This is a genomic window from Halorientalis persicus (assembly GCF_900110215.1).
Classification (GTDB): Archaea; Halobacteriota; Halobacteria; order Halobacteriales; family Haloarculaceae; genus Halorientalis; species Halorientalis persica.
Genome location: NZ_FOCX01000020.1, coordinates 36,015 through 56,373 on the forward strand (window position 1 = coordinate 36,015; position 20,359 = coordinate 56,373).

Consider the following 20,359-nt stretch of genomic DNA (forward strand, 5'->3'; position numbering starts at 1 on the left):
ATAATCCTCCAGCTAGTACTGATTAGTAGAGGGCGACCAGCCCTCCCCTGTCACACGCTCCTTTCGATGTCACGACCCGCCACCCACGAGTGTCTCGGAACCTGCCCCCGCTGTGGCACGTCGATCCCGTCTCGCAACCTGCTCATCCGGTACGAGCGGGGCGACGGGCACGCGCGGTACGCGGCGTGCCCGGACTGCGAGACCCCGGTCCGTCCGGCCTGAAGACGGGTTTCCCCGTCGAACGGCCGAAACGACGGGGACGTTCATATCGGCGGCCGTCCTACTGGCAGGTACCCGTGAGTTTACCCGCACATCGGTGTGGCGGCTGCGGTGCACTGCTCCAGTCCGTCGACGAACTCGACCGGCAGGACGGGACGGCCGGCCGGTCGTGGTCCTGTACGTACTGTGGAACGTCGGTTCCGGGCATCGTCGGGGAGAAACTCAGCCACCGACGGGACGGGTCCGCCACCGACCGCCGCTCCTGAGGTGTTTACACGAAGGTAATAAGTCCCCCGGCGGAGTGGACCCGCATATGCCCGACGCAGGCCGCGAGACGGAGTACACCGAATCGAACGTGCTCGACGTGTTCACGTCACGCGAGGACTACGCGGAGCCGCTGACGGCGACGGAGATCGCCGACCGACTGGACTGTTCGCGCCGGACAGCACTGAACAAACTCCACGCGCTCTCGGAGAAGACCGACGTGACGAGCAAGAAGGTCGGTGGACGGAGCCGCGTCTGGTGGATTCCGGTTCACGTCGACGAGTAAAATTCGATATCGCGCCCGTCTCAGTGCACCCAGAGTCCGTGGTCACTCCGGGCGTGCTCCAGCAGTTCTTCGGTGGTGTCGAACTGCTCACCGCAGCCACACGAGTGGTAGGCCATCGACTGTTGGCGTGTCGCCATACGAGAGCACAAACGATACGAAACGTATTAATTGTTTGTACGGTACGGCACGCTCACTCACACACGTCGTCGAGGCCCCACTCGGACGCACGTTCCCGGGCTTCCTCGCGGGCCTGCTCGCGGATCGCCTCGATCTTCCCTTCGTCCTCCAGGAAAGCCTCGACGGCGCTCTCCTGGGCCGGTTCGTCGCTATCGGCATCGCCACCCGGAGACTCACGCACGCGGTCGTCGGGGGCGCTGGCTCGCGTCCGGGCCGCGAGGTCGTGGTCGCCCGCGAGGCGCTCGGCGGGCATCCCCGGCGGGACGCGGAGTGCGGGCGTGTCGTGGAGGTCGGTGAGGACGGCGTCCGAGAGCGCGACGAGTTCCAGTCGGTAGGGACCGGGCACCGCCAGGTCTGCGAGCGCTGGCGGCCCGCCACGGTCGGTCTCGGTGTGATAGGCCAGCACCGGCACGCCCTCGCTGAAGGTGAGGACGCCCCGCGCATCCGCGGCCAGGAGCAACGTCTCCTGGGGCTCCAGCACGGCGTAGCCGGTGAGTTCGCGGTCGAGGGCGGCCGCGAGCGCCGACCCGGGGTCGTCGACGACCCGGGAGTGCACCAGCCGACCGCTGGGGAGCTTCATCGTGGCTCCGGGATGACGGCGCTGCGAAAGCGGTCGGCCACGTCGTCGGCCGCGCCCGAGCGCACGTCGAGGTCACGGGCGGCCCCGCGGTAGGCCTCGGCGGCCTCGGCGGCGGGCGCGTACGCGAGCAGAGGCTTCCCGGCGCGGCGTGCCTCCCGGGCGGCGTCGCTGTCGGGCACGGTCGCCAGCGTCGGCCCGTCGAAGTACCGCCGGGATTTCTCGGCGACCGACTGCACGTCGTCCGGGTCGGTCACCTTGTTGAAGATCGTCCCCGCCGTCTCGGTCCCGTAAGAGTGGGCGTACTCCTGAACTTTCAGACCGTCAGAGAGCGCGGGGATCGTGGGCTGGAGGACGACGACGACCCGGTCGGCCAGCACGATGGGCAGGACGGCGGACTTCGAGCCCAGCGTCGCGGGCGAGTCGAGCAAGATCACGTCGGTGTCGACCGCCAGCGTCGCGACCACGTCGCGCAGGCGCTCCGGTTCGGCCGCCTCGAAGCCCGCCAGACTCGTCCCGCAGGGGACGACGGACATCCCGAACCGGTCGTAGACGGCGTCTTCGACCGGTGCACCGCCCTCGACCAGCACGTCGTGCAACGTCGTGTCGACCGACGAGAGTCCGGCGTGAAAGAGCAGATTCGCCATCCCCGTGTCGGCGTCGATCACCGTCACGTCGTACTCCTCCGCCAGCGCCATTCCCAGCGCGAGCGTGCTGGTGGTCTTGCCCGTCCCCCCTTTCCCGCTCGCGACCGCAAACGCCTCGACCATTACGCGAGGATGGCCGCGGTTTCGCACTTAAATCTACGGGTCAGGTCGTCGACGCAACGGGCGGGTCAGAGGTATCCGGGTACAGGTAACCGTATCGCCGTCTCGGAGTTCCCTCGCCGCCGTTTCGACCAAATGATGACGGAAAATTAATACTGTAGGACAGGGATCATAGGATAAATGACAGGGCAGCAGGAGCCACGACGGGGTGAGTAGTGTGCGCACCGTCGTCGCCCTCCATTTCGGCTTGCTCGCGCTCTCGGGAGTTACGACCGGTGGGCTCGCGGTGTACGCCTGGGGTCGGCGATCCGAGCCGGGCACTCGCGAGTTCGCCGCACTGATGGGGGTCCTGACGGCCTATACCGTCACTCACGGTGCTGGCCTATCGCTCAGGGACCCGACGCTGCGGATCGCGATGGAGAACGTCCAGTGGATCGCGACGCTGTCGGCCCCGGTCTGCTGGCTCGTCTTCGCGCTCGCGTACACCGGCTACGAGGAACTCGCGACGCCGCGCTCGGTCGGTGCGCTGGCGGCGTTCCCGGTCGCCGCGAGCCTGCTGATCTGGACGAACGGTCTCCACGGCCTCGTCTGGCCGACCAACGAGGTCGTGGTCACGCAGGGGCTGGCGCTGATGGACCAGCAGTTCGGTCCCGGGTTCCAGGTCATCGAGGGCTACGTCTTCGCGCTGACGGGTATCGGCGCGCTCCTCTTGCTCCGACTCGTCGTGCTCTCGGATTACCTCTATGCCGACCAGTCAGTGCTGCTGGTCGTCGGCATCGCCACCCTGGTGTTGGCCGGCGTTCTCTCGACCGCGGCGGCGTCGCCCCTACCCGGCCCACGGCTCGACCTGGTACCGTACGCCGGCAGCGTCACCGGTGTTACCTTCGGCTACGCCCTCTTTCGCCACCGGCTGTTCGACATCGTGCCTGCGACGCGACAACTGGGCCGGAAAGCCGCGCTGAGTGACTTCGAGGACGGGGTCGTCATCCTCGACGCCGATCGGCGCGTGGTCTACTGCAACCCCGCGGCCGGGGACCTGTTCGACTGCGAACCGCGCGCGGCACTGGGCGATCGGATCGACCGACTGGTCGACACCGACGCCGTCGACTTCGACACCGAGGACGTGCTGGGCGAACTGCAGAAGGGCGACAGCACCTACGAGGTCCGCACCTCACCCATCACCGACCGGGAGGGACGAAACGTCGGCCACACTGTCATCTTCTCGGACATCACGGGCCGGAAGGCGCGCGAGGAACGGCTCCGCCGCCAGCGGGACGAACTCGAAGAGCTGGATCGTCTCAACGGACTCATCCGCGACGTGAACCAGGCACTGATCGGCGCGACCACCCGCGAGGAGATCGCCAGCGCCGTCTGTGGCCGACTGGTCGAGGCCGACCAGTACGGGGCCGTCTGGATGGGCGACCGCCCGGCCGACGCCCCCGAGGAACTGTACACGTACCACGCGACCGACGGCGGCAGACCGGTCTCGGGGGCCGGCACCGAAGCTGGCGACACGTCGACAGCGGGGAACGACCACCTTGCAGCCCTGCCCGCCAGATCGGACACTCCCGACGCGGCCACCGCCGCGGCGACGGAGTGGACCGACGGCGACCCCGACGACGCGCGCCACGGAACCGTCGTCCCCCTGTCGTTCGAGCGGACCGTCTACGGCGCGCTCGCTCTGACGACCGACCGCGAGGACGGCTTCAAGGCGCGGGAGCTCGACGTGCTCGACGAGCTCGGTGAGATCGTCGGCCACGCCATCGACGCGACCGCCAGCCGGCGACTCCTGACCGCCGACGGCGTCATCGAACTGGAGTTCGTCGCCACCCGCGACCCCGCCTTCGCCCCCGCTGCCGATCTCGACTGCACCGTTACCCTCGACGGCATCGTCCTCGCGGCGGCCGACCGCCTCGTGGTCTACCAGCGGATCGACGGCACAGATCCCGAAGTCGCCGCTGAACTGCTCGCCGAGGAACCCGGCATCGGCGACGCCAGCGTACTCGAACGCGTCGACGACGGTGGCGTCGTCGAGTGTACGGTCGCCGACGAGTCACTGCTGGTCCCGCTGGTCAGACACGGCGCGAACGTCCGCTTTGCCCGCGCCGACGACGGCGTCCGGGTCGCCGCCGAAGTCGCCCCCGACGTGGACGTGCGATCCGTCGTCGACCGCGTCCAGCGCGTCCAGGCCGACGCCGACCTCGTGGCAAAGCGCGAACTCGATCAGCCACTGGACGAACACGGCGTCGACGGCAGCCTCGATCCCGACCTGACCGACCGGCAGAACCAGGCGCTGGAGGTCGCCTACCGGGCCGGCTACTTCGAGTGGCCCCGCGAACACAACGCCGAGGAGGTCGCAGAGCGCATGGACATCACCTCCGCGACCTTCCACAACCACCTCCGCAAGGCCGAACAGTCGCTCGTCTCGGCCTTCTTCGAGGCCAGCGACGACGACCGGGCCTAGGGGTCGAACGGCGAGAGATCGACGGACTCGTCCAGCAGCGCCGCCGCCCGGTCCGCGGCCGCGTCGATGCCGCCCGGAGCGGTCCCGGTCGCGCTGCCGTCCCCGCTCGGCCGGTCCCGATCCACGGCTGCGAACACCGCCGCGACGAACGCCTCGCGCGCAGTCGGGTTCTCGAACAGCCCGTGGAGGTAGGTCCCCAGCACGCGGTCGGTCGCAGCACCGTCGGGCTCGCGCCCCTCGTCACCGGGAAAGGGGCGCTTCGCGTCGCCGGTGAGTCGCGTCTTCCCCATATGAATCTCGTAGCCCGTGACCGTGCCCGTGGCGCCCGAGAGCGGTCCGACGCCGCGTACCTCCCGTGTCACCGGTTCGACCCGCTTGTCGGCCTCGAACCGTGTCTCGACCGGGAGCAGGCCGAAGCCGGCCAGCGTGTCGAGGTCGTCGGTGCTCTCGACGCCCGCGTTCGTGATCCGCTCGCCGAGGAGCTGGTAGCCGCCACAGAGCCCGACGACCGGTCCGTCGAACGCCGCCAACGTCGCGCCGAACCCGGCTTCCCGGAGCGCGCGCAGGTCGTCGACGGTGTTTTTCGTCCCTGGGAGGACGACCGCGTCCGCGTCATCGAGGGCGGCATCGAGTGGCAGGTACGCCACCCGGACACCCGGCTCGCGGGCCAGCGGTTCCAGGTCGGTCATGTTCGACGCGCGCGGGAGCCGCGGGACCCCGACGGTCACGCTTTGCTCGTCGGGAACCCCGTCGTCGCCGTGGACGGCCCGCTCGCCGACCGGCGGGAGTGACACGCTGTCTTCCTCGGGCAGACCGGGGTCGTCGTACGGGAGGACACCGAGGATCGACACCCCGGTCCGGTCCTCGAACTCCGCGATCCCGGGGTCGAGCAACGAGCGGTCGCCGCGGAACTTCGTGACGACCGCGCCGACCACCTGCTCGCGAAGATCCTCGGGCATCAACTCGATAGTTCCCACGAGGGAAGCGAACACGCCACCGCGTTCGATGTCGGCGACGAGCAGGATGTCCGCGTTCGAGAATCGGGCCGTCTCGACGTTGGCCAGGTCCCGGTCGCGGAGGTTCGGCTCGGCGATGGAACCTGCGCCTTCGGCGACGATCACGTCGTGTTCGGCGGCCAGGCGGGCGTGTGACTCGCGGGCGGCCGTGAGCGCATCGTCCCAGTGGTCCGCGTAGTACTCGCCGGCGCTGTAGTGGGCGACGGCCTCGCCCTGCAGAACGAGCTGGGACTCACCGTCGCCGCGGGGCTTCAGGAGGACGGGATTGTGATCCGTCGTCGCGGGGACGCGTGCGGCGTGGGCCTGGACGTACTGGGAGACGCCGATCTCGCCGGTCGAGCCGTCGGGGTCGGCCACCGCGCGAGCGTTGTTGCTCATGTTCTGGGCCTTGTAGGGGGCCACGTCGACGCCGCGATCAGCGAGCAGGCGACAGAGGCCGGCGGCGACGGTACTCTTGCCGACGTGGCTTGCGGTGCCGGCGACGAGGATGGTCCTGGCCTCGCTCACACCCGTCGGTAGGGGGCGAGCGACTAAACCGATTCGACCGCAGGAGCGTGTGACTGTGGTGGGGAGCGCGTGTCGCGCCCGTCCGCCACGACACTGGAGGGGAGGGGGTGGATAATGTGTCTTGTGGTGGTGTTCGCCGCGCGTCAGACAGCCGTCCGTCGGTTTTCAGAACTCCGTCCCCTTCCGGGCTCCCTGGCCCGCCTCGATGGGGTGGCGCTCCTTCCCGACCTCCGTGACGAGATCGGCGCGCTCGGTGACGTACTCGGGCCGGTCGTGGCCACCCGTCAGGACGAGTTCCAGATCCTCGGGTTTGTCCTCGATCAGGTCGATCACGTCCTCGGGATCGATCAGCCCGCGGTTGGCGGCGTACAGCACTTCGTCGAGGACGAGCATATGGACGCCGGCGTCGGGGTCGCCGTCGAGCGTGAGCGGGTCGTCGAGATCGGCCTCGCGAGCCCCCTCGATCAGGTCGTGCGCTCGCGCGAGCGCGCCCCGAGCGCGGGCTTCGTGTTCGTCGTCCTCGCTGTCGTCCATGAACCCATGCCAGCCGTAGTGGCCGGCGTTCTCGTAGGAGAGCCCGGGCATCGCCGCCATGGCGTTGTACTCGCCGCGGACGTCCTCCACAGTACTAGTCCCGCCCTTCATGAACTGCAGGACGTGGACCCGGTAGCCGTGGCCCGCGGCCCGGAACGCCATCCCGAGCGCCGCGGTCGTCTTCCCCTTGCCGTCGCCCCACCAGACCTGCACGAGGCCGAACTCCTCGGGCGCACTCGGCTCGATCTCCCGAGGGCCGAGCGGGTCGTCGGTCGCGTCCGTCTCGTCTGTCATACTCCGCTGTCGGTGCGCGAGGACCGTATCACTCCCGGTCCGTGGGCTCGAAGACGGTCGCTCGCTCGTCGGTCCGGACGCCGTGGTCGGCGTCGGTCACGCTGTCGGGAATCCCGCGGTCGGCGTATCTGGCGCGGAGGCTCGCCCGGACGGCGTCGCGGACGCAAGCCCGCGTCGCCGCGCCGACGGGCGTGCCACTGCCCGCGAAGTCGGCGGGCTCGCCGTCGGCGGTCGAGCCCACCACCACGGCGTCCGAGGTGGTGCCCGTGAAGCCGGTCAGTGACTGGAGGGTCGCGGTCTTGGCTTCGACGGCAGTCGCGAGCAGGGTCGCCAGCGCGCCGCGGTCGAGCGCGCGGGCGGTCCCCACGAGCAGGTTGACCGTTCCAGTCTCACGGTCGGCAGTCGTGGCCCCGGCCTCGTCGTCGCTCGCCGCCGCGTCCGGGTCCATCGGGAGCGCTGCGGGGTTCGAGAGCCCCGCCGTGGCGACGACGGTCACGGGCCCGGCCCGGGCACCCCGGGCGTGTGCGAGATCGACGCCGGTCAGCAGGGCCGGGCCCGCCCGCTCGAAGCCGGCCCGCTCGCGGCGCTCGGCGACGTAGGTATCGAGGTCGGTCCGGTCGAACCCCTCGGGGACGGAGATGTTGTAGGCCGCCGGGGCAGTTCGGTAGCCGCCGTTCGGTCCCGTGGCGAGCCAGCGGTCAGGGCCCGAGACCCGGAGCACGCCCTCGGCGACGATCGTGTTCATACCCCGAGCGCGGCGAGCAGGCGGTCGTTCTCGGCGGGCATCCGGACGGCGACCCGGAAGTGCGAGTCCAGTCCGCGGAAGGTCCGGGCGTCCCGGATCGCGATGTCGTGGTCGCGGGCCTCGGCGATGGCCGCGTCGACGGCCTCGCTCGACCCGGCGTCACAGAGGAGGAAGGGAGCGTCCGACTCGAACACGTCGAAGCGGTCGCCCAGTCGCGAGGCCATCCGGGGGCGCTCGCGGGCGATGCGCTGGCGGGTCTCGGCGACGAACTCCGTCTGTCGCAGACAGTGCGCGCCGACGGCGGCGGCGGGTTCGGATAGCGACCAGGTGAGTCGCGCGGCCGCGAGGCGCTCGCGGAGCTGGCCCGTCGCGACCGCAAAGCCGGCCCGCAGGCCGGGCAGGCCGAACATCTTGGTGAGCGAGCGGGCGACGATCACGCCGTCTTCCCCCGCGAGCGAGGCGTCCTCGGTGAAATCGAGGAAGGCTTCGTCGACGAGCAAGACCGTCTCCGCCCGCCGACAGCGGTCGGCGTACTCGCGGAGCCGGGCGGGGTCGTACAGTTCGCCCGTGGGATTGTTCGGGTTACAGACCGCGACCATCGCGTGGTCGGCCGGATCGGCGTCGAGCAGTTCGTCGTGAGGGACGAACTCCGGTTCACCGCCCTGGAGGCGGACCTCGCGGCCGTACTCGCTGAACGACGGCGCGGGCACGAGGACCGACTCGCCGGAGTGGACGACCGTGCCCATGGCGAGCCGGATGGCCGCGAGGCCGCCCGCGGTCGGGATCACGGACTCGGGGTCACAACCGACGTACTCGCCGGCAGGGACGCGGAACGCGGAGTAGTCGTCGGCGGGGTACTCGCGTGCGGTCGGGAGTGCGGTCTCGTAGATCCGCGGGACGGCCGCTGGATACGTCGGATTGGTGTTGGCGCTGAAATCGAGCACCTCCCGGTCGTCGGAACTCCCGTGTGGCACTCGCGCATCGTCGGCGACCGGATCGTCGTCGTCGGACTCCCCCGAGAGCAGGGCGTCTACCGCGTCGGGATCCATCGCCAGTATCCAGTGTCGCCGGTCGAAATATACTTTTCATTCTTTCGGCTGGCCGAGCCGTGCAGCCAACCACCCCGCCACGGCCCCGTCGGTGGGCCGGTTGACGTTGACCGCCAGCCGCGCCGCCGACGTGACCCAGACACCTCCCTCGTCGCCACCCACGACGTTCAGCCCCGTCGGCGCGAGTTCCCGCCCGCCCTCTCGAAAGCTCGTGTCCACGCTCACCCCCAGCCGCCGTTTCAGGTCGGCGGGAACCGCGACGGTCAGCGAGTCGGCCGCGGCGTTCCGGGCGGCCTCGCAGGCCTCGTCGACCAGCGCGGACGAGAGCAGGGGGAGGTCGGCCACGCAGGTCACCGCGGGGCGGGAGAGTGTCGAGAGCGCCGCGTCCAGATCCGCGACGTACCCCTCGCCGGGTGTGTCGACGACCGCGACGCCGCGCTCGCGGAGGGAGGTCGCGGTCTCGGGCGTGTGGGGTGACACCGCGGCGACGACCGAGTCAACCTCGCTTCCCGTGAGCGCGTCGTGGACGCGGTCGACCATGGGCCGGCCGGCCACCCGGTACAGGGGTTTCTCGACCGGTACATCGAGGCGGGTTCCCCGGCCGCCACACATCAGGAGAGCGTCCACGCGATCACCCCCGCGTGGAGCGCGACGACGCGCGCGAGTTCGTTGGCCGCGCCGAACACGTCGCCGTTGACGCCACCGAGTCGTGCGTCGGCCCACCGCCAGAACACGAGCATCGTGAAGACGCCCCCCGTCAGCGCGACGGCCGCGGCCGGCGACGGCACGCTCAGGATCGCGGCGGGCAGGGCCAGCACCACGGGGACGAGCAGGTCCCGGCCGCCGGAGACGCGAGTGAGCTGTGCGCCGAGTCCGTCGGCCGGCGCGGTCCCGAGACCGGCGAGCAGGGCCATCCCGAGTTTCGCGCTCACCTCCGCGGCGACGACGACGGCGAGTGCCGCGCGCGGTGGGAGACCCGCGAGCGCGGCCCCGGCAGCGACCAGCGCCGCCACCAGCAGAGCGAGCGCGAGCGTCCCGCCGACGCCGACCGCGCTGTCTTTCAGGACGCGTCGGCGGGCCGCGACGGGGTCTTCACCGCCGTGGACGACCGCCGCGTCCCCCACGTCCGCGACGCCGTCGGCGTGGTTGATCCCCGTGAGTGTGATCAAGCCGAGCGGAAAGAGGACGGCCGCGGTCGCGACCGGGAGCGGGGCGAGAACGGGGACGGCGGCGAGCGCGCCGACGAGGTAGCCGACGGGGACGAACGCGGCCGGCGTCCGCCGGAACGCGTCCCAGGATCGCCGGTCGGTGCCGACCGGCAACCGCGTGAGAAAGCCCAGCGACCCGCGGGCGGCGGCGGCGATCCGGGCAGGGAACGAGCCGGCCGGGTCGACCGACTCGGTGGTCGTCCCCGCCGACGGGTCGCCGTGTGACGAGTCCGACGCGGTGTCGTCGGACGCGTCGTCACGCGTCACACTGTCGTCGGACACGTCAGCGCACCTCCGGGAGAACGACGAGCGCGGCCGTGAGCGCGTACGCGAGGCCGCCCGCGACGGCGACGGTCCGGACGGCCGCCCGGGCGTCCGCGACCGTGGGCAGGTTGGCATCGGCGTTGAGGACGTACACGTCCGGTTTCTCCAATCTGACATCGAGGCCCGCCGCGAGCGCTCCCATCGGCCACCCCGAGTTCGGCGAGGGGACCGACTCGACCCAGCGCGACGCGCGGCGGGTCGCGGTCGGTGCGCCAGTCGCCACCGCGAGCAACAGCGCACTCGCGCGGGCAGGCACCCACATCGCCGCGTCGTCGAGCCGCGCCGGTCCCCAGCCGACGGGCTTTGATCGATAGCCCAGCATCGAGTCCATCGTGTTGACCGCCTTCACCCAGGCGGCCGCGGCCGCGCCGATCGCCGGTGAGAACTGTGCGCCGACGGCGAACGCCAGCAGCGGCGCGACCAGTCCGTCGGCGAGGTTCTCCGCGGCGCTCTCGACGGCCGCGCTCCGGACCTGCCCGGCCGACAGCGCCGACGCGTCACGACCAGCCAGCGCCCGCAGTTCCTCGCGGGCGAGCGTGAGGTCTCGCTCGGTCGCCTCGCTCACAGTTCGGACCGCCGACAGCAACCGGCGGAGACTCGTCGTGACGAACAGCACCAGTCCCGCGACGGCCGCGCCCGCGAGTGGAGCGAACGCCGTCGCCGCCGCAACGACGGTCCAGACGAGCACGCCCGCGGCCAGCGGGAACGCCAGCGCGCCGACGAGACCGACCAGCCGCGGCGCGGGCCAGTCCCGGTCCAGTGCCCCGACCGCGCGGCCGAACCAGGCGACCGGATGGACGGGAGTCGGGAGTTCCGCGACCGCGGCGTCGAGGACGAGTGCCAGTCCGACGGCACCGGCGGTCAGCACGGCCCGCACACCCCCGTCAGTCCCACGCGCGACCCTCCATGTACTCGCCGAACTCGGGGAGGGACACGTCCGCCAGAAGGACGTGGTTCGGGCCCGCCGCGTCGGACGCGTCGGCCGACGACTCGCGGTCCAGAACGCGACCGTCTGTCCGCGGGTCGTCGCCGACGTGCCACAGGTCCGTGAGGGGGGCATCAAGCGCCGTCGCGGCCGCCGTGAAGGCGCGGCGGTCGGGCTTGCGCCAGCCACAGCCGATGCTCGTGACCGTGGCGTCCAGCAGGTCCCGATCCACAGCCGAGCGCGTGAGCACGCGCGAGACCAGATGCGGAACGCTGCAGTTCGAGAGAACGCCGACCGGGCCGTGAGCCGCGGCCGCGCGCACGACCGCGGCCGCCCCGTCCCGGGTCTCGACGTCGGGGTCGAACGCCGCGACGACGGCGCGTCTGATGGCCGTCCCGGGTGCGTCGACGCCACGGCTGGCGAGAGCGGCGCTGACGTGGGCCGGCAGCGGTACCGCCGCCCCGTCGGGCGCGTCGATGTGCCGTTCCCGGTAGGCGCTCGCCCAGTCGTCGGGCACGTCGACGTCCCTGTCTGACAGCGCCGTCGCGACCGCTGCCGCCGGATCCGAGGATCGGTCGACGTCCACCAGCGTCCCGAAGAGGTCGAACGAAACTGCCACGCGCGAATCCACCCGCGGCACTCACAAAAACGGCGCGGTCATCCGGCGACTACCAGCGACGAAGTGACAACCTACCGGCGCGAACGTCGCCGGGAAACCTCTCGGATTCGATATCGGTAGCCGGACCTGCAAACCGCGGGGATACCGCCGCCATCCCCCGATTGAACGGTCTGGTACATTCAATAGTGCGAGGTTCGTCATCCCGTGATATGACTGAGGCCCGAGGTCGCTATCCCCCCACCCACAGAACGACAGTGCGGTCTCGTACACACCCCCTGCGGACGGCGAGGTGATCCGGATGGGTACGCTACTGCGATTGAAGGAGTACCTGTCCCGCGAACAGTCGGAGGGGACCCAGTACGAGTGTCTCACCTGTCACGCGACGTTCGAGCGGCAACCACAGGTCTGTCCGGACTGTGGCGGCTACGACATCCGGTCGAGGGAGTGGCTGGACAGCGGTGGGCGTCCGCCAGAGAAGCGCGCGTAGCTCAGACCCCTTCCCGGAGTTCGATCTCGCCGTCGCTGTGGACGACGACGAGCAGTCCCTCGTAGTTGAACGATAGCGACCCGTGGACTCCGGACTGCTCTGTGGTCGGCCCGAACACGTGGTCGAGCGCGTCCGGATCGACGTACTCGTCGAGCGGATCGAGCGCGGTGGGTTCGGCGTCTCTGACCGCACCCACGGCTTCGAGGACGCGGATGCTCGGGTTCTGCGTCGACGGGTCGTAGGAGGTCCGGTACGTTCCGGTCTCCGCATCGTACGTGACCTCCCTGTCGTCAGGGGGTGTCATAGCGATCTGGTTGGGTCTGCAGCGCCACACGACGACAGAATCCTCTCGTTCCGTGGTTGTCGGTCGGACTATTTAACGTATCGTTCTTCGGTCTGACACCGACACCGCCCGATGGCGCGGATGGCGAAAATTGCAACTCGAAGAAGAGTTATCATGTCAGAAGAACTGTCGTGAACACAAGGATGGGAACCGAGGACACGGGTGGGTCACTCCCCAGTTCGATGCGGCACAGGCGAATTCTGGACGTCGCGCGGCAGAATCCCGACGCGTCGGTCGACGACCTCGCGTCGATGGTCCCGAGCGCGACACCCGATCTGGTCGAACACGTCTTCGAGGAACACGGTGATCCCGCGGCCGAGGCGGACCCGTCGGACGCGTCGGCCGCCGTAGAGACCGGCACGGACGACCACGAGACGGCGGACGACCACGAGACGGCAGGCGACTCGACAACAGCCGACTCGACGACGGACACGGCGTCCGACGGGTATCCCGAGCCGGACGATCTCTCGGAGAAACAACGTGAAGTGCTCGCTGTCGTCGCGGCCGAGCCGACGGCGACACAGGAGGCGATCGGCGAGCGCGTAGGCGTCTCGCGCGCGACCGTGAACAAACGCGTCAACGGGATCGAGGGGTTCGAGTGGAGCAATCGCGAGTCCTTCGTCGACGCCGTCTTCGACGAACCACCGTCCCCCGGTGTGACGACGGACGGCGGCCCCGCGGCCGGGACACACGCGACAGACACGCGTGAGACGCCACCGCCCGAAGCGGAGGCCGACGACCCGCGCCCTGCGACGACCGAGCTGGAGACTACCCTCGACGACCTCCAGAAACGAGTCGCGGCCCTCGAAGCGGCCCAGAGCGACGGGGGCGAGGGGTCGGTGTTCGACGACCCGGACCTCGTCCACAAGGTCGTCCACGCGTGTATGGACGCCGAGACGATCTCGGAGGACGAGGAACTCCGGATCCTCCAGGCGCTTCTTGAGTGAGCGAAGACCGCCGTCCCGAGAGCCCTGTCACCCCCGGAGCGACACGAGGCTGACCGACCCTACTCGACGGCGATTCCGCCTTTCATCCCGAGCGAGAGGTGCGGGGTGCAGTGATACAGCGCGATCCCCTGCTGGTCCATCGTCGTCGTGAACTTGACGCCGGACCCGTCTTTCATGCCATCGGAGTCGAACGTGTAGTCGGATTCTCCGAGCTGGTCGGCGGGGCGTGCGACGACGTCGTGCGGATTGCCGAGCCCGGTCCAGGACCACTCGACGACCGTCCCCGTCGAGACGACCACCGCCGGCGGCCCGTACGCGAAGTTCCCTTCGTTCCCGTCGGCACCGACCGAGATCGTCACCGTGTCCCGGCCGGTCCAGTCGAGCACTTCGCCGTGGTAGTTCGTCGCCGGTCTCCCGACGTCTGACGTCTGCAGCCACTCGTCGATCGTCGGATAGTCGCTCCCCGGGAGGGTCGGGGCGTCGTTTCCGGCGGCACGTCCACTGCTGGCGCTACACCCCGCGGTCCCGGCGACCACGCCGGTACCGACGGCCCGAAGCAGCCAGCGGCGTGTGGTCTCGTCCATGTCCGTTCCACTGACCCGGGATCGTAAGTATGGCCGAGCGGTCTCCCGGTTTCTGAGAACGGGACGTTCGGCCCCAGCGCAGGCGGAAGCGGGCGGAGCGGGCGCTCGGAAGTGAGCGCCACGAAAACCAGTCCGCCCTCCCCGATTTGAACACCGAAAGACATTCCTGCTCGCTACGCTGCGCGGGCTGTGACTTCCGAGCCCTCGTTCGCTCCGCTCACGAGGACGGGGGACAAGTCGATCTACAGTCGACGCCGATCCGACGTGAAAACCAGTCCGCCCTCCCCGATTTGAACGGGGGGCAAGTCGATCTACAGTCGACTGCTCTACCAGTCTGAGCTAAGGGCGGACGCATTCCAACGTAGGACCACTGTCGGACTTAACCGTTATCATTCGAGAATCGCCCGCGGGCCCGTCTCCAGTACGGATCGGGAAACCGTCTTACTCACGGCGATCCCGTCGTCGCGGTGGCTGACGCCCGTCTGACACTCGGGAAGATTGAAATAGTTTGCCTGACTTGGTGTATGACAGGTCGAATGAGCAAGATAACGTTCCGCGCGGACGACGAACTCATCGAGCAACTCGAGGAGTTCGACGCGTCGAAAAGCGAGGTCATGCGCGAGGCTCTCCGGACGTACCTCGACGGGGCGACCGACAGCACGCCCGAGCGTTCGGAGTCGGGCGCGTCGGGGACGCCGACGGAAGACAGCCTCGACGACCTCGTGGCGGAACGTGTGGACGCGATGATCGCCGACCGGCTGGAGACGGCGTTTACGCCGCGCCAGCCACAGGATATCAACGTAAACATCGCTCTCGACGGCGATTCCACCGAGTCCGACGACGTGAGCGTCGACGAGCGTAAGACGCCCGCCGAGGAGAGCGAGGACGTGTCAGACGCGGCCGCGGACGAGCGTGGTGCGTGCCAGCAATGCGGCGAAGAGCTGGGCTCTAACCACGTTTACTGCCCGAACTGCGGTGAGAAGGCAGCCCGGCGCGTCTTCTGTGAGTGCGGCGACGAGCTGCGTTCGGACTGGGCATTCTGCCCCGGCTGTGGCCGCCGGACCCCCGCAGCGGACGTGTTAGACCAACCGTAACCCGCCGTAAACGATAGTTAGGCTGGCGTTTACTCCGATAATACGCCATTGTCTTACGGTAGGGGAAACCTTTATAACCCAACAGTCTGATGTAAACCCTGCGTAAGACGGTGCGTCTTACACACCGGGCGCGACGCACAACAATCGGCTGCCGTGGTGCGATTTCCGGTGTGTAAAACACTGGGGCGCGGTGACATACCCCCACCGTCTTACCCTAACAGGGGAACCAAAAATGGAGCGTGTGACACTACGGATTCCGAAACAGCAGATCGAAGAGGTCGAACGAATGGTCGATTCCGGGGAATACCCGAACCGGAGCGAGGCCATACGGTCGGCCGTCCGCGACATGCTAAACGAACAGGAGGACTCCCGGGACTCCTCTGACAAACGCAAGCGGTCCTGGGCCAAGGTGTAGACGATGCAGGACCTCGTAAAGTCGGCACTCGAAAACGACGAGAAAGAGAAGAAACAGCAGGCAGACGCTGGTGCGGAAGGCTTCGGTGACCCCCGGATCGTCATCGTCGGCGCGGGCGGTGCCGGGAACAACACCGTCAACCGGCTGTACAACATCGGCGTCGACGGTGCCGAGACCATCGCCATCAACACCGACCGCCAGCACCTCGAGATGATCGAGGCCGACACGAAGATCCTGGTCGGGAAGTCCCTCACCAACGGGCTCGGCGCGGGCGGCGACCCCAGCATGGGCGAGCGTGCGACCGAGATGGCCCAGGGCACCATCAAGGAGGTCATCGGTGAAGCGGACCTCGTCTTCGTGACCGCAGGCATGGGTGGCGGCACCGGGACCGGTGCGGCCCCCGTAGTCTCCAAGATCGCCAAGGAGCAGGGTGCGATCGTCGTCGGCATGGTGTCGACGCCGTTCAACGTCGAGCGCGCCCGCACGGTGAAAGCCGAGGAAGGTCTCGAGAAGCTGCGCAACGAGGCCGACTCGATCATCGTGCTGGACAACAACCGCCTGCTCGACTACGTCCCGAACCTGCCGATCGGCAAGGCGTTCTCGGTGATGGACCAGATCATCGCCGAAACAGTGAAAGGGATCTCGGAGACGATAACCCAGCCCTCGCTGATCAACCTGGACTACGCCGATATGTCATCCATCATGAACAAGGGTGGCGTCGCAGTGATGCTGGTCGGCGAGACCCAGGACAAGAACAAGACCGAGGAGGTCGTCAAGGACGCGATGAACCACCCGCTGCTGGACGTGGACTACCGCGGTGCCTCGGGCGGACTGGTCCACATCACCGGCGGCCCCGACCTCACGCTGAAGGAGGCCGAGGGCATCGCCCAGAACATCACCGACCGCCTGGAAGCCGACGCCAACGTCATCTGGGGCGCGCGGATCCAGGAGGAGTACAAGGGCAAGGTGCGGGTCATGGCCATCATGACCGGCGTCCAGAGCGCCCAGATCCTCGGTCCGACCGCCCAGAAACAGGCCGACAAGTCCAAGCAGGCGATGGACACCGACGAGGCCGAGTTCGAGGGTACCTTCGACGCCAGCGACCACGTCGAGAACGGCGCGGGGAACGCCTCCGGTGCGCAGAGTGACGGCTGGGCCGACGGCGGTCAGGACGAGACCGGCGAGACGAAGAACGGTCTCGACGTCATCCGGACGAACTGAGCCACAGCCCACTCGCGAAGCGACCCACTAAATTTCCGCTTTTCTCACGAAAACGTACGTTTACGTCCGGGTAGCCGGCGGTTTCGCGTGTGACGTGTGTCTGACGCACGGCGGACTAGTCGGCGTCCGCGCGAGTGAAGCGAGCACGGGTTCGACTGACGAACTGAGTGGGTCAGTCGGCATCTGCACGAGCGAGGCGAGTGCAGGCTCGATTGATGGACGAAGTCAATCAATCGGCAGCCTGCACCGCGTCGACCAGCGAGCACTTCCGACAGACATCGCGGGTCGTCGTCGCGCCACAGCGCTCGCACTCGCCGTACTCGGGGCCGCCGCCGTCCCGATACGCGCGGGCGGCCATCGCGGCCAGGTCCTCGTAGCCGGCCATGATCGAGTGTCGGACGCCAGGGTGGTTCTCCTCCATGTCGAACAGGAGCTGCTGGATCTCCCCGCGGTAGGCTTCGCTGGAATGGGGGCACTCGGTGATATGAGCCGGGAGGTCTTTCAGCTGGGCGTAGAGAGCGATCTCCTTCTCGGGTACGTCCCGGAGAGGCTTGGCGCGGGGGACGAACGGGCCGTCGGTGCTGACGCGGACGGGCGTGCCGTCGCGGTCGTCGCCGCCGTCGGCCGCGCCCGGGAATGCGCCCAGACTCGCGTCGAAGTGTTTGGCCATCTGTTCCACGTCGCCCTCGAAGAAGTTCATCAGGGCGGTCTGGGCCTCGTCGTCGAGGTTGTGGCCGGTCAGTAGTTTGTCGGCGTCGTACTCGGCGGCGTACTTCGAGAGCAGATCGCGGCGAAAGACCCCGCAGTAAGCACAGGGGGCCATGTCCATCGGGTCCTCGACGGCCACGTCGTCCATCCGGAGGTCGAACTCCTCCTCGTAGGTGACGAGTTCGTGGCGCATATCCAGATCGTCGGTCAGGTCGAGACAGGCGGCGAGTGACTCGTCGCGGTAGCCCTCGATTCCCTCGTGGATCGTCAGGGAGACGAGTTCGACCCGCGGGTCCTCGGCGAAGGTGTCGTGGAGGATCTGTGTGAGGACCACGCTGTCCTTGCCGCCGGAGAGGCCGATCAGCCAGGTCTCGGGGTCGTCGGGGCTGGCGTCGTCGGGGAGGAGGTTGTCCTCGCGGACGCGCCGGCGGGTCCGGCTCTCGACGGACCGACAGAAGTGCTCGGCGCACATATGCAGGCCCGAATAGGCGGCGTGCATCACCGCCTCGTCGCCGCACTTGTCACAGTCCATTGGCGAGTCCTTGCCGATGGGTGCGGTTGACCGTTTCGGAAACGTACGTCCCGCAGTCGCCCGTTTCGGAAACGCACTTGCCGGAGTGGACTGTCCGAGAAGTATGTTCGACCGACTCCGTGCGCGACTGTGGAAGCTGGCCTTTCGACTGTTCCCTGCCTACCGCGGAACCGGCGGGCGCGTGACACACATCGAACCGGACTGGTCGGAAGTCCGCGTGAAAGTGCCCCGGAACCTGCGGACGCGCAACTACGTCGGCACCATCTTCGGCGGGTCGATGTACGGCGCGGTCGATCCCATCTATATGCTCATGCTGATCAACCGCCTCGGCGACGACTACGTGGTCTGGGACAAGGCCGCCGAGATCCGGTTCAAGAAACCGGGCGAATCAGACCTCTACGCGACGTTCGAGGTGTCCGACGCGGAGGTCGCCGAGATCCAGCAGGCGCTCGAAGACGAGGAGTCCATCGACCGCGAGTACACGGTCGACCTCGTCGACGAGGACGGCGTGGTCCACGCGACGGTCGAGAAGACACTCCACGTCAGCACCGACGAGGAGAAGCGAGCCTGATCAGTCCAGCGCGTCGACGCCCGAATCGAGCGCGGCGAGGACGGTGTCGATGTGGTCCTCGCGGCTGGCCGAGCCGAACAGTTCGTGGCCGCCCTCGTAGCTGATCCGGTTGCGCTCGGGCGTCCGGGCCTCGATGGCGGCGGCGCCGACGACTGGATCCTGCGGTGTGTAGAAGACGACGGTATCCTCGTCGAACGGGGGGAGGCGGTCCTGTCCCCATCGGGCTTCCCGGAGGAACGTCGGGGCTGCCTTGCTGGGCGTGGCCTCGATCTGGTGGTCCGTGGTGTGGGCACCCAGCGATTCCTTGTCGATGCCGGCGGGGAGGATCGGCTTCGCGAGCGGGAGTTTCATCGCCAGATTCACCACGGGGTTGTCGAGGTCGTCGTGGAACCCCCACCAGGGGCTCAGGTGGACCTTGTGGACGGGTTCGGGGTCGTCGAGGAACTCGCCGATGAGGCCGCCGGTCGAGTGGGTGAGGAGACGGTACTCGTCGAAGTCGGCGACGTACTCGGCGACGGGGGCGAGCCACTCCTCCTCGAAGTCGGTGACGACCGTCGGGATCTGGAAGCCGTGGACGCGATAGCCCGCGTCGGTGAGCTGGTCGAGCAGCCACTGGACGGTCTCGAACTCGAACTCGTTGCCCCAGCCGAGGATCACGACGAGATCCGGGCCGTCTTCGGGGCCGAACAGTTCGCGGCGCATACCAGCGCGTCGGCAGCGAACGGTAAGTATCCCCGTGCCGACACGGCCGTCGAACCACGGAACCGTTTTGCCCGTCGCGTCGGTAGTGGGACCGATGACCGACTTCGAGCGCCGGGCGGCCGTCGACCGCGTGACGGACCTCGTCGAGACCGTCGCCACCGAGCCGATGCCCGTACCCGTCCGGGAGGTGTGGGTCTACGGCGACGTGGCGCTCGGCCTCGACCCCGTCGAGCGGCTCGACGTCTACGTCACCAAGGATATGCTCTTCGGGCGTGACTCCGACCGAGCCGACGAGTTCCGCGAGTCCCACGGTGTCGAGGGCGTCGGCGAGACCGTCGACGCCGACTGGGCCGACGAGTATCCGGAGTATCTGCGCGCCAACGCCAACGGCCACGCCGCGCCCGAGCAGTGCCTGGCCGCCCACCTGATCGACGACGACGAACCGATCCACCTGGAAGTGTGCAACGCTTCCTTCGAGGACAACGTCAGACAGCGACTGGAGGGCGCGATGGCCCGGGAGGACTACACGCAGATCCTCGATCCACGGGGCGTCTGTCTGTGGGCCGAGGGCCAGCGCAGTGACGAGGCGGTCCGGAAACTCCGGGGGAGCGAGTTCGCCTTCCCACCGCTCTCGGGCGCGCTGGAGATGCTGGGACTCGACGCTGACGAGGCCGAAACGGCCGCCGATGCAGTGAAACAGTACCGCGCCGAGGCGGAGGGGGCGACCGTCAGAGGGGACGTGGTTTGATCGTCGGTCGACGCGCCGAAACCGCCCAGGCG

General features: G+C 68.6%; 25 protein-coding genes and 1 tRNA gene. 11 read left to right on the forward strand and 15 right to left on the reverse strand.

Annotated features, from left to right (window positions below):
- The first annotated feature begins 66 nt into the window (after positions 1-66).
- The 3 genes from BMX17_RS26315 to BMX17_RS17760 all read left to right on the forward strand — a co-directional run bounded on the left by BMX17_RS26315 (position 67) and on the right by BMX17_RS17760 (position 769).
- On the forward strand, positions 67-222 hold the full coding sequence (locus BMX17_RS26315; protein ID WP_170845464.1) for a DUF7837 family putative zinc-binding protein: 156 nt from the start codon (positions 67-69) through the stop codon (positions 220-222).
- Positions 223-296: 74 nt separating this feature from the next.
- Positions 297-485 carry a hypothetical protein gene (locus tag BMX17_RS17755; RefSeq protein ID WP_092662564.1) on the forward strand — a complete coding sequence of 63 codons (189 nt, stop codon included), beginning with the start codon at positions 297-299 and terminating at the stop codon, positions 483-485.
- Between the two features lie 47 nt (positions 486-532).
- The gene (locus BMX17_RS17760; RefSeq protein WP_092662566.1) at positions 533-769 is read left to right on the forward strand and encodes an HTH domain-containing protein; all 237 of its coding nucleotides are present in this window, start codon (positions 533-535) and stop codon (positions 767-769) included.
- Positions 770-959: 190 nt separating this feature from the next.
- Here the strand turns inward: BMX17_RS17760 and BMX17_RS17765 are convergent, their stop codons facing one another.
- Together BMX17_RS17765 and BMX17_RS17770 are read right to left on the reverse strand one after the other, a co-directional pair.
- Complete coding sequence (locus BMX17_RS17765; RefSeq protein ID WP_092662568.1) at positions 960-1,526, reverse strand: DUF8054 family protein; 567 nt, start codon at positions 1,524-1,526, stop codon at positions 960-962.
- The gene (locus BMX17_RS17770) at positions 1,523-2,293 is read right to left on the reverse strand and encodes a nucleotide-binding protein (RefSeq protein WP_092662570.1); all 771 of its coding nucleotides are present in this window, start codon (positions 2,291-2,293) and stop codon (positions 1,523-1,525) included. The genes BMX17_RS17765 and BMX17_RS17770 overlap by 4 nt, the downstream gene beginning before the upstream one ends.
- Positions 2,294-2,498: 205 nt before the next feature.
- On the opposite strand from BMX17_RS17770, the gene BMX17_RS17775 reads away from it, so the two are divergent.
- Entirely contained in the window at positions 2,499-4,754 is a 2,256-nt protein-coding gene (locus BMX17_RS17775) for a histidine kinase N-terminal 7TM domain-containing protein (RefSeq protein ID WP_092662572.1), read from the forward strand.
- Here the strand turns inward: BMX17_RS17775 and BMX17_RS17780 are convergent.
- From BMX17_RS17780 to BMX17_RS27030, 8 genes are all read right to left on the reverse strand, one after another.
- Positions 4,751-6,277 (reverse strand): cobyric acid synthase, encoded by a 1,527-nt coding sequence (locus BMX17_RS17780; RefSeq protein WP_092662574.1) that lies wholly within the window; start codon positions 6,275-6,277, stop codon positions 4,751-4,753. The genes BMX17_RS17775 and BMX17_RS17780 overlap by 4 nt on opposite strands.
- A gap of 165 nt (positions 6,278-6,442) precedes the next feature.
- Positions 6,443-7,105, reverse strand: coding sequence for a cob(I)yrinic acid a,c-diamide adenosyltransferase (locus BMX17_RS17785; RefSeq protein ID WP_092662578.1), 663 nt, complete (start codon positions 7,103-7,105; stop codon positions 6,443-6,445).
- Positions 7,106-7,133: 28 nt separating this feature from the next.
- Positions 7,134-7,850: an adenosylcobinamide amidohydrolase gene (locus BMX17_RS17790; RefSeq protein WP_092662580.1), complete on the reverse strand. Its 717-nt coding sequence runs from the start codon at positions 7,848-7,850 to the stop codon at positions 7,134-7,136.
- Positions 7,847-8,899 carry a threonine-phosphate decarboxylase CobD gene (gene cobD / locus BMX17_RS17795; RefSeq protein ID WP_092662582.1) on the reverse strand — a complete coding sequence of 351 codons (1,053 nt, stop codon included), beginning with the start codon at positions 8,897-8,899 and terminating at the stop codon, positions 7,847-7,849. Before cobD ends, BMX17_RS17790 begins: the two co-directional genes overlap by 4 nt.
- 36 nt (positions 8,900-8,935) lie before the next feature.
- Positions 8,936-9,511, reverse strand: a complete 576-nt coding sequence (locus tag BMX17_RS17800) for an NTP transferase domain-containing protein (RefSeq protein ID WP_092662584.1) — start codon at positions 9,509-9,511, stop codon at positions 8,936-8,938.
- Positions 9,511-10,263: an adenosylcobinamide-GDP ribazoletransferase gene (cobS, locus tag BMX17_RS17805; protein WP_244515050.1), complete on the reverse strand. Its 753-nt coding sequence runs from the start codon at positions 10,261-10,263 to the stop codon at positions 9,511-9,513. Before cobS ends, BMX17_RS17800 begins: the two co-directional genes overlap by 1 nt.
- Positions 10,264-10,390: 127 nt before the next feature.
- A complete protein-coding gene (gene cbiB / locus BMX17_RS17810; RefSeq protein WP_170845466.1) occupies positions 10,391-11,299 on the reverse strand; it encodes an adenosylcobinamide-phosphate synthase CbiB in 909 nt (302 codons plus the stop codon).
- Positions 11,300-11,315: 16 nt separating this feature from the next.
- Positions 11,316-11,975, reverse strand: a complete 660-nt coding sequence (locus BMX17_RS27030) for an HAD family hydrolase (protein ID WP_092662588.1) — start codon at positions 11,973-11,975, stop codon at positions 11,316-11,318.
- A 298-nt stretch (positions 11,976-12,273) separates the two neighbouring features.
- On the opposite strand from BMX17_RS27030, the gene BMX17_RS17820 reads away from it, so the two are divergent.
- The gene (locus BMX17_RS17820) at positions 12,274-12,462 is read left to right on the forward strand and encodes a hypothetical protein (protein ID WP_092662589.1); all 189 of its coding nucleotides are present in this window, start codon (positions 12,274-12,276) and stop codon (positions 12,460-12,462) included.
- Between the two features lies 1 nt (position 12,463).
- On the opposite strand, the gene BMX17_RS17825 is transcribed toward BMX17_RS17820, so the two are convergent.
- Complete coding sequence (locus BMX17_RS17825) at positions 12,464-12,766, reverse strand: DdfA family disk-determining factor (RefSeq protein ID WP_092662590.1); 303 nt, start codon at positions 12,764-12,766, stop codon at positions 12,464-12,466.
- Positions 12,767-12,948: 182 nt separating this feature from the next.
- Here BMX17_RS17825 and BMX17_RS17830 point away from each other — a divergent pair, with 182 nt between their 5' ends.
- Positions 12,949-13,752 carry a winged helix-turn-helix domain-containing protein gene (locus BMX17_RS17830; protein WP_092662591.1) on the forward strand — a complete coding sequence of 268 codons (804 nt, stop codon included), beginning with the start codon at positions 12,949-12,951 and terminating at the stop codon, positions 13,750-13,752.
- Positions 13,753-13,811: 59 nt separating this feature from the next.
- On the opposite strand, the gene BMX17_RS17835 is transcribed toward BMX17_RS17830, so the two are convergent.
- A complete protein-coding gene (locus BMX17_RS17835; RefSeq protein WP_092662593.1) occupies positions 13,812-14,336 on the reverse strand; it encodes a halocyanin domain-containing protein in 525 nt (174 codons plus the stop codon).
- 275 nt (positions 14,337-14,611) lie between these two features.
- Positions 14,612-14,685: transfer RNA gene (locus BMX17_RS17840), tRNA-Tyr, on the reverse strand.
- A gap of 187 nt (positions 14,686-14,872) precedes the next feature.
- Here BMX17_RS17840 and BMX17_RS17845 point away from each other — a divergent pair.
- From BMX17_RS17845 to ftsZ, 3 genes are all read left to right on the forward strand, one after another.
- Complete coding sequence (locus BMX17_RS17845) at positions 14,873-15,430, forward strand: double zinc ribbon domain-containing protein (RefSeq protein ID WP_092662595.1); 558 nt, start codon at positions 14,873-14,875, stop codon at positions 15,428-15,430.
- 232 nt (positions 15,431-15,662) lie between these two features.
- Complete coding sequence (locus BMX17_RS17850; protein WP_092662597.1) at positions 15,663-15,845, forward strand: ribbon-helix-helix domain-containing protein; 183 nt, start codon at positions 15,663-15,665, stop codon at positions 15,843-15,845.
- Positions 15,846-15,848: 3 nt separating this feature from the next.
- Positions 15,849-17,066, forward strand: a complete 1,218-nt coding sequence (gene ftsZ / locus BMX17_RS17855; RefSeq protein ID WP_092662599.1) for a cell division protein FtsZ — start codon at positions 15,849-15,851, stop codon at positions 17,064-17,066.
- 229 nt (positions 17,067-17,295) lie between these two features.
- On the opposite strand, the gene ncsA is transcribed toward ftsZ, so the two are convergent.
- A complete protein-coding gene (ncsA, locus tag BMX17_RS17860) occupies positions 17,296-18,306 on the reverse strand; it encodes a tRNA 2-thiolation protein NcsA (RefSeq protein ID WP_092662601.1) in 1,011 nt (336 codons plus the stop codon).
- A gap of 103 nt (positions 18,307-18,409) precedes the next feature.
- Between ncsA and BMX17_RS17865 the strand changes: the two genes are divergently transcribed.
- Positions 18,410-18,877, forward strand: coding sequence for a DUF4442 domain-containing protein (locus BMX17_RS17865; protein WP_092662603.1), 468 nt, complete (start codon positions 18,410-18,412; stop codon positions 18,875-18,877).
- Here BMX17_RS17865 and BMX17_RS17870 read toward each other — a convergent pair whose 3' ends face one another.
- On the reverse strand, positions 18,878-19,579 hold the full coding sequence (locus BMX17_RS17870; protein ID WP_092662605.1) for an alpha/beta fold hydrolase domain-containing protein: 702 nt from the start codon (positions 19,577-19,579) through the stop codon (positions 18,878-18,880).
- Between the two features lie 94 nt (positions 19,580-19,673).
- Between BMX17_RS17870 and BMX17_RS17875 the strand changes: the two genes are divergently transcribed.
- Positions 19,674-20,327, forward strand: coding sequence for a DUF7095 family protein (locus BMX17_RS17875; RefSeq protein WP_092662607.1), 654 nt, complete (start codon positions 19,674-19,676; stop codon positions 20,325-20,327).
- The last annotated feature ends 32 nt before the right edge of the window (positions 20,328-20,359 follow it).

Coding starts and splice junctions, on each gene's coding strand:
- BMX17_RS26315 (WP_170845464.1), top strand. CDS start 67: ATGTCACGACCCGCCACCCACGAGTGTCTCGGAACCTGCCCCCGCTGT.
- BMX17_RS17760 (WP_092662566.1), top strand. CDS start 533: ATGCCCGACGCAGGCCGCGAGACGGAGTACACCGAATCGAACGTGCTC.
- BMX17_RS17765 (WP_092662568.1), bottom strand. CDS start 1,526: ATGAAGCTCCCCAGCGGTCGGCTGGTGCACTCCCGGGTCGTCGACGAC.
- BMX17_RS17770 (WP_092662570.1), bottom strand. CDS start 2,293: ATGGTCGAGGCGTTTGCGGTCGCGAGCGGGAAAGGGGGGACGGGCAAG.
- BMX17_RS17785 (WP_092662578.1), bottom strand. CDS start 7,105: ATGACAGACGAGACGGACGCGACCGACGACCCGCTCGGCCCTCGGGAG.
- BMX17_RS17790 (WP_092662580.1), bottom strand. CDS start 7,850: ATGAACACGATCGTCGCCGAGGGCGTGCTCCGGGTCTCGGGCCCTGAC.
- cobD (WP_092662582.1), bottom strand. CDS start 8,899: ATGGATCCCGACGCGGTAGACGCCCTGCTCTCGGGGGAGTCCGACGAC.
- BMX17_RS17800 (WP_092662584.1), bottom strand. CDS start 9,511: ATGTGTGGCGGCCGGGGAACCCGCCTCGATGTACCGGTCGAGAAACCC.
- BMX17_RS17820 (WP_092662589.1), top strand. CDS start 12,274: ATGGGTACGCTACTGCGATTGAAGGAGTACCTGTCCCGCGAACAGTCG.
- BMX17_RS17825 (WP_092662590.1), bottom strand. CDS start 12,766: ATGACACCCCCTGACGACAGGGAGGTCACGTACGATGCGGAGACCGGA.
- BMX17_RS17830 (WP_092662591.1), top strand. CDS start 12,949: ATGGGAACCGAGGACACGGGTGGGTCACTCCCCAGTTCGATGCGGCAC.
- BMX17_RS17835 (WP_092662593.1), bottom strand. CDS start 14,336: ATGGACGAGACCACACGCCGCTGGCTGCTTCGGGCCGTCGGTACCGGC.
- BMX17_RS17845 (WP_092662595.1), top strand. CDS start 14,873: ATGAGCAAGATAACGTTCCGCGCGGACGACGAACTCATCGAGCAACTC.
- BMX17_RS17850 (WP_092662597.1), top strand. CDS start 15,663: ATGGAGCGTGTGACACTACGGATTCCGAAACAGCAGATCGAAGAGGTC.
- ftsZ (WP_092662599.1), top strand. CDS start 15,849: ATGCAGGACCTCGTAAAGTCGGCACTCGAAAACGACGAGAAAGAGAAG.
- ncsA (WP_092662601.1), bottom strand. CDS start 18,306: ATGGACTGTGACAAGTGCGGCGACGAGGCGGTGATGCACGCCGCCTAT.
- BMX17_RS17865 (WP_092662603.1), top strand. CDS start 18,410: ATGTTCGACCGACTCCGTGCGCGACTGTGGAAGCTGGCCTTTCGACTG.
- BMX17_RS17870 (WP_092662605.1), bottom strand. CDS start 19,579: ATGCGCCGCGAACTGTTCGGCCCCGAAGACGGCCCGGATCTCGTCGTG.
- BMX17_RS17875 (WP_092662607.1), top strand. CDS start 19,674: ATGACCGACTTCGAGCGCCGGGCGGCCGTCGACCGCGTGACGGACCTC.